12 protein-coding genes are annotated in these 13,908 nt (G+C 63.3%); 9 read left to right on the forward strand and 3 right to left on the reverse strand.

What is annotated here, in order from left to right; translation table 11 throughout:
* Nucleotides 1-22 precede the first annotated feature (22 nt).
* Entirely contained in the window at nt 23-388 is a 366-nt protein-coding gene (locus tag F3H95_RS05090; protein ID WP_149745160.1) for a hypothetical protein, read from the forward strand.
* Nucleotides 389-393: 5 nt separating this feature from the next.
* Here F3H95_RS05090 and F3H95_RS05095 read toward each other — a convergent pair whose 3' ends face one another.
* Nucleotides 394-1,140: a response regulator gene (locus F3H95_RS05095; protein ID WP_143125369.1), complete on the reverse strand. Its 747-nt coding sequence runs from the start codon at nt 1,138-1,140 to the stop codon at nt 394-396.
* A gap of 151 nt (nt 1,141-1,291) precedes the next feature.
* Here F3H95_RS05095 and F3H95_RS05100 point away from each other — a divergent pair, with 151 nt between their 5' ends.
* Nucleotides 1,292-2,044, forward strand: coding sequence for a helix-turn-helix domain-containing protein (locus tag F3H95_RS05100; RefSeq protein ID WP_143125368.1), 753 nt, complete (start codon nt 1,292-1,294; stop codon nt 2,042-2,044).
* 33 nt (nt 2,045-2,077) lie between these two features.
* Complete coding sequence (locus F3H95_RS05105) at nt 2,078-3,985, forward strand: PAS domain-containing sensor histidine kinase (RefSeq protein ID WP_244617891.1); 1,908 nt, start codon at nt 2,078-2,080, stop codon at nt 3,983-3,985.
* Nucleotides 3,986-4,073: 88 nt separating this feature from the next.
* Here F3H95_RS05105 and F3H95_RS05110 read toward each other — a convergent pair whose 3' ends face one another.
* Together F3H95_RS05110 and F3H95_RS05115 are read right to left on the reverse strand one after the other, a co-directional pair.
* Entirely contained in the window at nt 4,074-5,435 is a 1,362-nt protein-coding gene (locus tag F3H95_RS05110) for an EAL domain-containing protein (protein ID WP_149745161.1), read from the reverse strand.
* A 102-nt stretch (nt 5,436-5,537) separates the two neighbouring features.
* Complete coding sequence (locus F3H95_RS05115) at nt 5,538-7,307, reverse strand: ABC transporter ATP-binding protein/permease (RefSeq protein ID WP_149745162.1); 1,770 nt, start codon at nt 7,305-7,307, stop codon at nt 5,538-5,540.
* A 309-nt stretch (nt 7,308-7,616) separates the two neighbouring features.
* On the opposite strand from F3H95_RS05115, the gene F3H95_RS05120 reads away from it, so the two are divergent.
* From F3H95_RS05120 to F3H95_RS05145, 6 genes are all read left to right on the forward strand, one after another.
* The gene (locus tag F3H95_RS05120) at nt 7,617-9,245 is read left to right on the forward strand and encodes an AMP-binding protein (protein WP_143125366.1); all 1,629 of its coding nucleotides are present in this window, start codon (nt 7,617-7,619) and stop codon (nt 9,243-9,245) included.
* 150 nt (nt 9,246-9,395) lie between these two features.
* On the forward strand, nt 9,396-10,532 hold the full coding sequence (locus tag F3H95_RS05125; protein ID WP_149745163.1) for an ABC transporter substrate-binding protein: 1,137 nt from the start codon (nt 9,396-9,398) through the stop codon (nt 10,530-10,532).
* Between the two features lie 9 nt (nt 10,533-10,541).
* Complete coding sequence (locus tag F3H95_RS05130; RefSeq protein ID WP_149745164.1) at nt 10,542-11,462, forward strand: branched-chain amino acid ABC transporter permease; 921 nt, start codon at nt 10,542-10,544, stop codon at nt 11,460-11,462.
* Between the two features lie 11 nt (nt 11,463-11,473).
* On the forward strand, nt 11,474-12,445 hold the full coding sequence (locus F3H95_RS05135; RefSeq protein ID WP_149745165.1) for a branched-chain amino acid ABC transporter permease: 972 nt from the start codon (nt 11,474-11,476) through the stop codon (nt 12,443-12,445).
* On the forward strand, nt 12,438-13,187 hold the full coding sequence (locus F3H95_RS05140; protein ID WP_149745166.1) for an ABC transporter ATP-binding protein: 750 nt from the start codon (nt 12,438-12,440) through the stop codon (nt 13,185-13,187). The genes F3H95_RS05135 and F3H95_RS05140 overlap by 8 nt, the downstream gene beginning before the upstream one ends.
* The gene (locus F3H95_RS05145; RefSeq protein WP_210248540.1) at nt 13,184-13,870 is read left to right on the forward strand and encodes an ABC transporter ATP-binding protein; all 687 of its coding nucleotides are present in this window, start codon (nt 13,184-13,186) and stop codon (nt 13,868-13,870) included. Before F3H95_RS05140 ends, F3H95_RS05145 begins: the two co-directional genes overlap by 4 nt.
* Nucleotides 13,871-13,908: the final 38 nt, after the last annotated feature.

The following is a 13,908-nucleotide window of genomic DNA, read 5'->3' on the forward strand; positions in this document are numbered from 1 at the left end:
AAGCCCCTTCGAAGGAAGTCCTATGAACAGCGCTTACAACGTAGCCGACATCACGGTCGCGCAGGTGGACCGGGCCTTTCCGCTGGCCAGTGCGGCCGATGCGGCGGCCGATCTCGGCGACTGGCGCCAGTTCTGCGAACGCATCATCGCGGCGCGGGACGAAGGTGGCGCGCGCGAGCACCTGCTGGTCTGCGAAAACGGGCTTGGTTACCTGAAGGGGCTTTGTCTCGCGACACTGCGCGACACGGACGAGGGCGCTGTCATGGACGTACCGCTTCATGTGGTGGCGACAGTCCTCGATGAGGACGGTGTCCGCTCCGCGCTGCGGGTGCGCTTGCAGGGGCTGGCCGCCAGCGCTGGCGGGGCGCGCCTGCAATTGCCGGCCTGACAGCCTCAGGTCCCGCGCGCTTCTGCGCTGCTCGCCTCGGCCGCAAAGATATACCCCACGCCGCGCACGGAGCGGATGAAGACCGGATGGGCCGGATTGGGTTCGATCTTCTTGCGCAGGCGTGCAATCTGCGCATCGATCGCCCGGTCGAAGGCCTCGAGCTGGCGGCCGCGCGTCTGGTCCATCAGCATTTCGCGGGTCAGCACGCGGCCGGCATTGCGGATCATCACGGCCAGCATGTCGAACTCGCCGGTGGTCAGTTCCACCTCTTCGTCCTGCGGGTTCATCAGGCGGCGGCGATTGATTTCCAGCCGCCAGCCGTCAAACTCGTAGATCTGGCCCTGATCCTGGACCGGGGCTTCGGCCGGCTTGCGGCGGCGCAGGATGCTGCGCACGCGGGCGAGCACCTCCCGCAGATGGAAGGGTTTCGGAATGTAATCGTCGGCGCCCACTTCCAGGCCGATGATGCGGTCCACCACGTCGTCGCGACCGGTCAGCATCACGATCGGAACATCGGAGGTGGCCCTGATTTCGCGGGCCAGGGCCAGCCCGTCCTCGCTGTTGGGCAGCACGAGGTCGAGAAGGATCAGATCGATGGTAAAGTCGGCCATCGCCTTGCGCATGGAGGCGCCGTCTTGGGCGCCTGTGACGAGGAAACCCTCGTCCTCGAAATAACGCGTTACCATCTGACGGATACGAGGATCGTCATCAACGATGAGGATGCGCTCGGCCCGCTTCTCGAATTTCGTCATGCCACTGACCAGACCACCTGCCAGACCACCGGCCGAACCACCGGATTGGCTGTTACACGCTGTTACACGATTCAACCGGACCGTAACATGCCCGGCATCCTTCTGTCACCGCCGACCGCCATAGTTTGGCCATCAAGACAGAGGGACGGACATGCTTTCGACAGCCACCAACGCACACTCCGCTTTCGCCGCCATGGCGACGATGAAGCCGCAACTGGCCACGCTGGATGAACTCTTCGCCTCGGTCCCGCGCGAGACGCTTGATGTCGGCGAAGGCCTGTTCTGGCAGGGTGACGCCGCCCAGCACATCTTCGAGGTCACCGAAGGAGTCCTGAGGATTTTCAAGATCATAGGTGATGGCCGTCGGGTGATCACCGGCTTCCTCTACGCCGGCGACATGGTGGGTCTCTCGCTCAAGGATGTCTATCTCTACAGCGCTGAAGCCGTCACGCCCGTCAAGGTGCGCCGTCTCACCAAACGCGCCTTCATTGAAGCGGTCGAGCATTCGCCGGAGCTTCGCCCGCAGCTTTTCGCGCTGATGTGCGACGAAATGGCCGCCGCCCAGGACCAGATGGTGCTTCTGTCACGCAAGAGCGCGGAAGAGCGCGTTTGCAGCTTCCTGATGCTGATTGCCCGGCGCATGCAGGGTGGCCGTCCGATGGCCCGCACCGTTCAGTTGCCGATGAGCCGGCAGGACATGGCCGACTATCTGGGCCTGACGATTGAAACCGTATCGCGAACCATCACCAAGCTGATCGCGCGGGGCGTGATTTCGCCGAACGGCCGCCACGCTTTCGACCTCGCAAAGCCCGGAAAACTCCTTGCGCTGTGCGGCGATGGCGATAGTTATGACGACATCGGCGACAATGCCGTCAAGACGCGTCAGGCTGTCTGGCCGCATTGACGGGTCGCCTTTTTCGAAAGCCAAGGGGTTTGCATGGCAGAGATGATCAGTTCCGGCCCGCCGTCGTCGGAGGTCTCGAACCTGCTGTCGCTGCTCGACCCCATGAATGTCATCGCGCATGATGTGGAAGGCTTCATCCGCCACTGGAGCCGCGGCAGTGTCGGCCTTTTCGGCTGGCAAGCCGATGAGGTGACAGGGCTCGACGTGCTGACGCTGCTGTCGCCCGAGCCGCCCCTTGTCCTGGACGATGTCATCGCGACCATTCGCAAGGAAGGCGCCTTCAAGAGCAATCTCGAATACCGCCACAAGGACGGTCACACGATCTCGGTGCTGAGCCGCTGGGTCCTGAAGGATACCGGTGATGGCCCCCTGATCGTGCAGATCAACGAGGATTTCCGCGCCGCCGCCACCATTCAGGAAAATCTTGCGGCGCGCGAGGCGCATTTCCGCTCGATCCTGCAGACGGTGCCGGAAGCGATGGTGGTCATCGATGAGGTTGGCACCATCACCTCCTTCTCCTCCACGGCGGAGGACCTGTTCGGTTACGATGCCGAGGAGGTGGAGGGACGCAATGTGGCGATCCTGATGCCGTCTCCTGACCGCGAGAACCACGACCGCTATATCGTCAATTATCTGACCAGCGGCCAGCGCCGCATCATCGGTCTTGGCCGGGTGGTGAAAGGGCTGCGCAAGGACGGCTCGACCTTTCCGATGGAACTTGCCGTTGGCGAGGCGATCTCGAACGGCAAGCGCATCTTTACCGGCTTCATCCGCGACCTGACCAGCCGTCACAAGATCGAGGAGGAACTGCGCCAGGCCCAGAAGATGGAGGCCATCGGCCAGCTGACCGGCGGTCTGGCGCATGACTTCAACAACCTGCTCACCATCATCAGCGGCAATCTGGAAATGCTGGAGATGCGGGTGACCGAGCCGAAGGCGCAGGTCCTGCTGCGCGAGGCGCAGGGGGCGACGAATGACGGTGCGAAGCTGACAGGCCAGTTGCTGGCCTTCGGCCGCCGCCAGCCTCTCAACCCGCGCGTCACCGATCTCGGCCACATGATCTCAAGCTTTTCCGAGCTGATCCGCCGCACCATTGGCGACCGCATCGAACTGCGCACCACGGTGCGCGGCGGCGGCAACGAGGCACTGGTGGATGGGCCGCAGTTGCAGAATGCCCTGCTGAACCTGACGCTCAACGCGCGCGATGCCATGCCGGACGGTGGCCAGCTGACGCTGGAGGTGAGCCGCGTCCATCTCGATTTCGACTATGCGCAGATGTATCCGCAACTGCGGGCCGGCGATTACGTGCTTGTCGCCGTCAGCGATACCGGCACGGGCATGACAGAGGAGGTCAAGCAGCGGGCCTTCGAGCCCTTCTTCACCACCAAGAGCATGGGGGCCGGCACAGGCCTTGGCCTCAGCATGGTCTATGGTTTCGTGCGCCAGTCGGGCGGCCATATCCAGATCTACAGCGAGCCGGGGCAGGGCACCAGCATCCGGCTTTTTTTACCCACGGCCAGCAGGACCTCTGCCGCACATGCCCTATCGGAAACCACGATGCCGGAACAGCAGCTGCCGGGTGGCACCGAGACTATTCTCGTCGTGGAGGATGATCCGCGTGTCCGCAGGGTCGCGGTGGCCCGTCTGGAGAACACGGGCTACATCGTTCACCAGGCTGGCAACGGGCTGGAGGCGCTCGATGTGCTGGACCGGCACCCCGAAGTGGCGCTTCTCTTTACCGACATCGCCATGCCCGGCATGTCGGGCGACCAGCTGGCCAAGGTGGTGCGCGAGCGGCGTCCCGATATCAAGATCCTGTTCACGTCGGGCTATGCCGAACCGGAGATCGCCGGCAGGCAGCTGGCGGCCGACGGAAGCTGGCTGAAGAAGCCCTATACGGCACGCGAACTGGCCGTGCAGTTGCGGCTGCTGCTCGACTGAGCAAACAGTCAGATCCCTGTGGCAGCCGGCGTGGCCTGGCGATGGCCCAACCGTGTCCTCGACAACCCTCGGAGAGGAGAAGGCGACGTCAGCCGGCGCGTGCGACAGCCGCAGGCACAGGTTGCCTTGCCAGCAGGCCGGCAATGTCTGATGCAGGCATCGAGCGGCCGAACAGATAGCCCTGGCCGCAATCGCATCCCATCATCTTCAGCGTCAGTTCCTGCTCGATGGTTTCGATGCCCTCGGCAATCGTGGTAACGCCGATGTCGCGGCTCAGCATGATCAGCGCCCGGGTGATGGCGGCATCGCGCTGCCGGGTGAGCAGATCCCGCACAAAACCGCGATCGATCTTCAGCGTCGTGATCGGATAATGCTGAAGCGTCCCAAGCGAGGCATAGCCGGTGCCGAAATCATCGAAAGCAATGCCGACACCGATGTCGCGCAGGCCGTTGATCACGCGAAGGGACTCGTCGCCATCCGTCAGGGCGGCTGTCTCGGTGATTTCCAGTTCGAGAAAGCGCGGCTCGACGCCGTGATGCGTCAAAAGGTCCGCCACGGCCTCGATGAAGCCCGGGCTGCGCAGTTGCAGCGGAAACAGGTTGACGCTCATCTTGACGCGCGTCAGCCCCTTGGCCTGCCACTCGCCCATCTGCCGCACGGCTTCGCTCAAGACCCACCAGCCCACATCCAGGCTGAGAGGGCTGTGCTCCAGCAGCGGCAGGAACTCGGCGGGTGGCAAAAGCCCCCGCACCGGATGCTGCCAGCGGATGAGCGCCTCCATGCCGCACAGGCTGTCATCTTCCAGGCTGACCTGTGGCTGGTACTGCAGCACGAATTCAGCCCGGCGCAAGGCGCGTGCGATGTCGCTCTGGGCCGATCGTTTCGCTGCCTGCAGATGGTCAGGGCGGTGCATCGCTGCCTCATCGGCAAAGCCGGCACACAGGGCATCTGGATGCCGCGCCTGACGGGCGAGGAGATGATTGGCCGCAATGCTCGCAATCGCGCGTAGATTCTGCTGCTCGCCCGGCGAAAAGCCATCGCGGGGATGTTTGCCGACGATCCAGAACATGCCGAAGGAGACGCCGTCTGCGCCCCTCAGGGGGGCGCCGGCGAGAAACCCCGTATCCGCAGAAGCAGCGGCAGGCAGTGTCTGCGTCACTGACGCGTCAGCCGACAGGCTTGCGCGGTCGAGGACGACGACCACATCGTCTGACGCTGCCATCCGGATCAGGGCAATGTTGCCGCTTGCGTCTTGAGCTGCAAGGATGTCGTTAACGGCTATCTGACGGTCGTCGAGGGTTATGAAGGTGCCATCGACACCGAACAACTGGCTGGCGAAGCTGGAGACATGATGCAGGCAGGCTGTCATATCCGCCCGGGCTGCCGCGTGCTCATCAAATGTGCGGCTCTTTTGGCCAAACTCGGTATCCGCACCCATTTTCTGCTGCATTGCGGCCTCAAAGCATGTCAATCATGCATAGCTCAATCTTATTGAATTATTCCCCCTGAAAAGGCAAGGATAAACGCCGATCATCTATCACAATATTTCGGCTCAGCTGGTGTGCAGTGGTGTCAGATGCACGATTCGCGGTTGCAGGCGGGTAAATACATCGGACCGTCCAATATACACGATTGCTGTATTGCGCAATGTGCCGAGAACCTCGACGCAGTCCTGCTGCGCTTCCGTATCCAGGGATTCCAGCGCGTCATCGATGATCAGCCAGTCCGGCTGGATCAGCAGGGCGCTGGCGAGACGAAGCCGCGTGCGCTCCTCTTCCTCCAGGGTCCGGTCCCAGCGTTCGCGGGCATCGAGGTGACCGGCGAGCCGGTCGAGACCGGCGGCCGAAAGAGCCGCCCTCAACTGTTCGTCGGAAAACTCGCTTGCCTTGTTGGGGTAGGCCATCACCTCGCGCAGGCTCGCATCGGGAAAATAGCCCTTTTGCGGCATGAACAGCACGGTATCGGCGGAGGGCATGCGGATCTCGCCTGTCCCCCAGGGCCACAGGCCGGCCATGGCCAGAAAGAGCAGATGCCGGTTTGCGCGCGGGTCGCCGTTGAACATCACCCGGTCGCCGGGCGAGATGGTCACCTCGCCGGCAAGCTCCATGCCCTTGTCGCTGTCGCGTCCTCCGGGTCCGGGCAGCAGCACCAGATCGCCGAGCACGATCCGGCTTTCCGGTGAGGCTGTCAGCAGGGCGGGGGCTTTATCCTCCGCTTCTTCCTGGCCGATTTGGCACAGCGCCCGGCGGAAGACCGAGACGCGATAGAGGGCGGCCTTCCAGTCTGCAATCGGGCGGAAATTGTCGATGTACCAGCGCAGTGCCGTATTGACCTGGTTGAAGGCGCCGATCGCCATCATCAGGCCGCCGAAGGAGATGCTGCCGCTGAAATAGACCGGGGCTGCGATGAGAATGGGGGCGATCGTTGTCAGCCAGCCGAAGCCGGAGGAGACCCAGGTGAGATTGGTGTAGCCAAGCGCCAGCCGGCGGATGACGGCGAGAACTTCGGTGACGGCCGCCTGCATGCGCCGCCTCTCGCTGTCTTCGCCATGCGTCACCGTGATGGCCATCAGGTTCTCGTTTGTGCGCATCAGGGCAAAGCGCAGCTCGGCTTCCTTCGAATAGCGCAGCGTATTGAGGCCCGGCAGCCGCCGTCCGACCATGTTGCTGAGCAGAGAGGCGCTTGCTGCATAAAGAAGCGCAGCCCAGACCATGTAGCCTGGAATGGCGATCTGGCGTCCGTCGATCGTGAAGCTGAAATCGGACGAGATCGACCAAAGCACGCCGATGAAGCTGAGGAGCAGGATCGTGGAATTGACGAGGCCGATGGCAAGCGAGGTCGACAGTTCCGCCAGGTTGCGCGCATCCTCGTGCAGGCGCTGGTCCGGATTGATGCCGATGGTGCCGAGATTGGCGAGCTTCAGGGCCCGGCGCGGCGCCATCCACTGGTCCACCAGATCGCGCGCCAGGCCTTCGCGCATGTAGAGCGCCGTCATCTGGTTCAGCCAGGCCTGCACGACGTTGAGGATCAGCAGCGAGCCGGCAATCACGAAGAAGACCTTCAGCTCCGACAGGAAGGCCGGCAGATCGCGCCGTTCCAGCGAGTTGTAGAAGGGCGTGTTCCAGTAGTTCAGCCGATACTGCGCATAGACGGTGGTCAGGATCACGGCCAGCAGCGCCACCGTCAGCAGCAGCACGCGATTGCGCACCGCCGATTGCCAGAAGGCGCCCATCATCAGGCGCAGCTGGGCATCGAAGCGGAAGTCCGCGCTATCGATGTCGAATTCCGTCGCCTTGCCGCCGTCTTGGTTGGTCTCAGCCATGTCGCAGTCCGCGTTATATCGCCGTCGCCGGACGGTTCCGGCCATTCTAGTCCCGTATCGCTACATTTTACCTAAAGCCCATGGCGTGGCTTTGCGCCAGCCCCTTGCGGTGGTGAGGACGGGGACGGCGCGTGATCCGCGACATGACGGTCGTCAAAAAAATATTATAAACTTAAAATTTCTCTCTTGCATGCGCGGCGGTCCGGTGCAATTCTTTCCCCATCAAGAGGCGGAAACAGCCTCGCAAGGTGCGCGTCCGGGAGAGGAAACCCGTCCGATGACGCCTCAGATACAGAAGGGAACAGAGCCATGCTGGGACCGACCAGTCACGTGGATACCTTTGCGCGCGATAATCTTCCGCCCTTCGAACAGTGGCCGGAGTTGCTGCTCGACGGTTTCGATTATCCCGATTATCTCAATGCCGCCGTCGAACTGACCGACCGGATGGTTGAAAGGGGCTTTGGCGATCATACGGCCCTCATCGGCAATGGCCGCCGGCGCACCTACAAGGAACTGGCGGACTGGACGAACCGCATCGCAAGGGCGCTGGTCGAGGATTACGGGCTGAAGCCGGGGAACCGTGTGCTGATCCGTTCCGCCAACAACCCGGCCATGGTGGCCTGCTGGCTGGCGGCCACCAAGGCGGGCGCCGTGGTGGTCAATACCATGCCGATGCTGCGGGCCGGCGAACTGGCAAAAATCATCGACAAGGCGGAAATTTCCATGGCGCTGTGCGACACGCGCCTGATGGATGAACTGGTCGCCGTCGCCAAGGAAAGCCGTTTCCTCTCCCAGGTGATCGGCTTTGACGGCACCGCCAACCATGATGCCGAGCTCGATCGCGCCGCCCTGAACAAGCCGGTCCGCTTTGATGCCGTCCTGACCGGCCGTGACGACGTTGCACTGCTGGGCTTCACCTCCGGTTCCACGGGCGTGCCGAAGGCTACCATGCATTTCCACCGCGATCTGCTGATCATCGCGGATGCCTATGCCAAGGAAGTGCTGGCGGTGACGCCGGAGGATGTCTTCGTCGGCTCGCCGCCGCTCGCCTTCACCTTCGGCCTTGGCGGGCTTGCGATCTTCCCCTTGCGTTTCGGTGCCGCCGCCACGCTGCTCGAACACGCCTCGCCGCCGAAGATGATGGAGATCATCGAGACCTACCGGGCAACGATCTGCTTTACCGCACCGACGGCCTATCGCGCCATGCTGGCGGCGATGGATCAGGGCAAGGTTGACCTCTCCTCGCTGCGGATTGCCGTCTCCGCCGGGGAAACGCTGCCCGGGCCGGTGTTCGAGGAATGGACGGCAAAGACCGGCAAGCCCATTCTCGATGGCATCGGCGCCACCGAAATGCTGCACATCTTCATCTCCAACCGGCTCGGTGAGGCAAAACCCTATTGCACCGGCCTGCCGTTGACGGGCTATCGTGCGAAGATCGTCGACGAGCAGATGAACGAGTTGCCGCGCGGTGAAATCGGCCGGCTGGCGGTCAAGGGACCGATCGGCTGCCGCTACATGGCAGACGAGCGCCAGATGGAATATGTGCGCGACGGCTGGAACCTGACGGGTGACAGCTTTACCCAGGACGAGGATGGCTATTTCCATTTCGCTGCCCGTTCCGACGACATGATCATCTCGGCCGGCTACAACATTGCCGGACCCGAGGTGGAAGCTGCCCTTCTGAAGCACGAAGCGGTGCTGGAATGCGCGGTGATCGGGGTGCCGGACGAAGAGCGTGGCCATATCGTACAGGCGCATGTGGTGCTGACAGACAAGGCCGCGGCGTGCGACGCTCTCGCCAAGCTGTTGCAGGACCATGTGAAGTCCCTGATCGCACCTTACAAATATCCCCGCTCGATCATCTTTGCCGAGGCGCTGCCGAAAACCGAATCCGGCAAGATCCAGCGCTTCCGCCTGAAGGAAGACCGTGCGGCCTGATCGTGTCGGGTCACACGCCCTGTGGGGATCACTGCTTTCGACTAGGAAAATATCCCGGCCTGCGTCTATGGTTGTGCCGGGGATGACAGAACGACCGCAAAAGGTCGCGCATCACAGAGTGGGACGTCAAAGAAAACGGGAGTGCATCACATGAAGACTTTTCTGAAGGCCGCAACGCTGGCGTTGACGCTTGGCGCCTCGTCGCTGGCCATGGCGGAGCCGGTGAAGATCGGCCTGATCACCACGCTCTCCGGCGGCGGTGCGGGCCTTGGCGTCGATACGCGCGACGGCTTCATGCTGGCGATCAAGCAGTCCGGCAACAAGGACATCACCGTCGTCACCGAGGATGACGCACAGAAGCCGGAACTCGCCGTACAGATCGCCGACAAGATGATCCAGAGCGACAAGGTCGATATCCTGACCGGCATCGTCTGGTCGAACCTTTTGATGGCGGTCGTGCCGGGCGCCGTGGCGCAGGGCAAGATCTACGTGTCGACCAATGCAGCCCCGGCAGCGCTTGCCGGCGAAAAGTGCGATCCGCTCTATTTCAACGCCGCCTACCAGAACGACAATCTTCACGAGGCCATGGGCGAATATGCCAGCAAGGTCTACAAGAAGACGTTCATCATGGCGCCCAACTATCCGGCCGGCAAGGATTCGCTGACGGGCTTCAAGCGCTATTACAAGGGCGAACTCGCAAGCGAGGTCTATACCAAGGTCGGCCAGACGGATTACGCCGCCGAAATCGCGCAGATCCGCGCCTCCGGCGCCGATGCGGCCTTCGTCTTCCTGCCGGGTGGCATGGGCATCGCCTTCATGAAGCAGTATGCCCAGTCAGGCGTGAAGATCCCGGTCATCGGCCCCGGCTTCTCATTCAGCCAGGACGTGCTGCCGGCCATCGGCGATGCGGCGCTGGGCGCCAAGGCCTCCGGCCAGTGGGCGAAGGATCTGGATAACGCCGCGAACAAGAAATTCGTGCCGGCCTTCCAGGCCGAATATGGCCGTCTGCCCTCCATCTACGCCGTGCAGGCCTATGATGCGGCGCAGTTGATCCTGTCGGCCGCTTCCAAGGCGAGCGTCAAGGATGTGAAGACCTTCACCGCGGAACTGAACAAGGCCGACATCCAGTCGCCCCGTGGAAAATTCAAGTTCAACACCAACCGCCATCCGATCCAGGACATCTACCTGACGGAAGTGGTGAAGGAGAACGGCGCGCTGACCAACAAGATCGTCGAGACGATCTTTACCGATCACGGCGATGCCTATGCCAAAGACTGCAAGAAGTAAGGCCCGTTCGTGACCCTGGCTCTCGTCATCGAGCAGGTGCTGAACGGGGTTCAGCTCGGCGTCATGCTGTTTCTCATGGCCGCCGGGCTGACGCTGATCTTCGGCGTCATGGGCCTGATCAATCTGGCCCATGGCTCGCTCTACATGGTCGGCGCCTTTGCCTGCGCCTCCGTCGCCGCGCTCACCGGCTCCTTCTGGCTCGGCCTTGTCGCAAGTCTTGCGGCGGCGGCCGCCGCCGGTGCGCTGATCGAAATCACCGTCATCCGCCGCCTCTACCAGCGCGATCACCTCGACCAGGTGCTGGCCACCTTTGCACTGATCCTGATCTTTTCGGAAGGGACCCGCTGGCTGTTCGGCTCCTTTCCGCTCTATCTCGACATTCCGCCGGTGCTGCAGGGGGCCGTCGGCCTGCCGGGCGGCGCGCAGTATCCGCTCTACCGTCTGGCGATCATCCTTGCCGGCGCGCTGGTGGCCTTCGGCCTCTATGCCCTGATTTCCAGAACGCGGCTCGGCATGCGCATCCGCGCCGGCGAAAGCGACCGCGAGATGATCGCAGCGCTCGGTGTCGATATCCGCACGCTCTACACGCTGGTCTTTGCGCTGGGCGCAGCCCTTGCGGGCCTTGCGGGTGCCATGGTCGGTGCACTGCAATCGGTGCAGGTCGGCATGGGCGAACCGGTGCTGATCCTCGCCTTCGTGGTGATCGTCATCGGCGGCATCGGCTCGATCAAGGGGGCGCTGATCGGCGCGCTTCTGGTCGGCTCCGTCGATACGCTCGGCCGGTTCCTGCTGCCCCAGCTTCTGGCGCTGGTGGTGCCGCCGGATCAGGCCGGCCTGATCGGCGGCGCGCTCGCCTCGATGCTGATCTATATCCTGATGGCAATCATCCTGGCGGTCAAACCGCGCGGGCTGTTTCCGGCGCAGGCATGAGGATGAAGACCATGAACCGGGAAACACGCGTCAATCTTCTCCTCCTTGTTCTGCTGCTGGCGGTGCCCTTTGTTGCCGATGCTCTTGGTCAGACTTTCACGGTGACCCTTGTTACCCGTATCGCGATCCTGGCTCTGGCGGCGGTCGGGCTCAACATTGCGCTCGGGCTTGGCGGGCTGGTCTCCTTTGGGCATGCGGCCTTCTTCGGTATTGGCGGCTATGCGGCAGGTATTCTCGCCTCGCATGCCATGTCCGGCGAGCCGATGCTGTTCGGCTTCGAGGGCTCCGCCCAGATGCCGGTGATCTGGGCCGTCGCCATGCTTGCGGCCGGTCTGGTCAGCCTTGCAATAGGGGTGATCAGCCTGCGCACCTCCGGCGTCTACTTCATCATGATCACGCTCGCCTTTGCGCAGATGGTCTATTATTTCGCGATCTCCTGGCCGGCCTATGGCGGGGAGGACGGCTTGTCCATCACGCTGCGCAACAGTTTTCCGGGCTTGAACACCATGCGGCCGACGGAATTCTTCCTGGTCTGCTTCGGGGTTCTGGCGGTGGCGCTTGTCCTTTCGGCCCTGTTGTCCGCCTCCCGCTTCGGCGCGGCACTGCAGGCGGCACGGCAGAACGAGGTACGCCTTGCCTCGATCGGGATTGCGCCGATGCCGATCCGGCTGACCGCCTTCGTGCTGTCGGCCATGATCACGGCGGTGGCAGGCGCGCTCTATGCCGATCTCAACCGCTTCGTCAGCCCTTCCATGCTGTCCTGGCACATGTCGGGCGAACTGATTGTCCTCGTCATCCTTGGAGGCACCGGACGGCTGATGGGTCCGGTGGCGGGGGCCGCGCTGTTCGTGCTGCTGGAGTTCTGGCTGGGTGGCATCACCGAGCGCTGGCAGTTCTTCCTCGGCCTGATCCTGCTCGTCACCGTGCTCTTTGCCCGCGGCGGCGTGATCGGCCTTTTCGCCGGAAAGGAACGTCATGGCTGAGCCGGTTCTCGAGATCCGCGATCTCCACAAGCGCTTCGGCGCGCTGAAGGCGACCGATGGCGTGTCGCTTGACCTGAGGCCCGGCGAGATCCATGCGCTGATCGGCCCGAACGGTGCCGGCAAGTCCACGCTGATCCACCAGATCTGCGGCACGCTGCGGCAGGATTCCGGTGCGATCCGGCTGGCGGGACAGGAGATTGGTGCCCTGTCGGTTGCCGAGCGGGCGCGGCTGGGGCTGGGGCGTACCTTCCAGATCTCCTCGCTGATCGGCGCCTTTTCGGCCCTGCGCAACGTGATGCTGGCGGTGCAGGCCGGAGCAGGGTCGAGCTTCCGCTTCTTCCGCCCCGTGATGTGGGACCGGGGCCTGCGCGATCAGGCCATGGCCCGGCTGGAGCGCGTCGGCCTTGCGGCGCGTGCGCATGTGCCGGCCTCGGACCTCTCGCATGGGGAAAAGCGGCAGCTGGAGATCGCCATTGCGCTTGCGCTCGATGCGAAGGCCTTTCTGCTGGACGAGCCGATGGCGGGCATGGGGCCGGAAGGCTCCAAGGTGCTGACCGGCTTTCTCGACAGCTTGCGTCATGAAGCGCCGATCCTGCTGGTGGAGCACGACATGGATGCCGTCTTCGCGCTCGCCGACCGTATTTCGGTGCTGGTCTACGGCCGGGTGATCGCCACGGGAACCGTGGAGGAGATCCGCCGCGACCCGACCGTGCGCACCGCCTATCTCGGAGACCACGTCTGATGCTGCTCGACGTACACGATATCCAGACGTTTTATGGCGGCAGCCAGGCGCTGTTCGGCGTGCATCTTAAGATGGACGAGGGCGAGGTGGTGGCGCTGATGGGCCGCAACGGCATGGGCAAGTCCACCACCATCAAGTCGATCTGCAACCTCACGCCGCCAAAGGCGGGGCGGATCACCTTCGGCGGCCAGCCGACCGATCGTCAGCCGCCGCACAAGGTGGCGCGCCTCGGCATCGGTCTCGTGCCCGAAGGGCGGCGCTGCTTCCCCAATCTGACGGTCTATGAAAACCTCGTCGCGGCGGCGCGCCCCGGTCGCTGGACGCTGGAACGGGTCAACGACCTCTTCCCGCGTCTTGCCGAGCGGCGCGACCAACTGGCGCGCTCCCTTTCGGGCGGCGAGCAGCAGATGCTGGCGGTCGGCCGCGCGCTGATGACCAATCCGCGCCTGCTGATTCTCGACGAGGCGACCGAAGGATTGGCGCCGGTGATCCGCCTCGATATCTGGCGGGCCATCCGGGCGTTGAAGGCCGATGGTCTTTCCATCCTCGTGGTGGACAAGACGCTGTCGGAGCTTCTGCCGGTCGCAGATCGCTGCGTGGTGCTGGAAAACGGCCGCAACGCCTGGGAAGGACGACCCGACGCGCTGACGGCCGAGCTTCAGGACCGCTATCTCGGCGTCTGAGCGCGATCTGTTGCCCGCTGGATGGTGTCAGTCTTTCA

This window comes from Rhizobium sp. RU35A (genome assembly GCF_900156005.1).
GTDB classification, from domain to species: Bacteria; Pseudomonadota; Alphaproteobacteria; order Rhizobiales; family Rhizobiaceae; genus Neorhizobium; species Neorhizobium straminoryzae.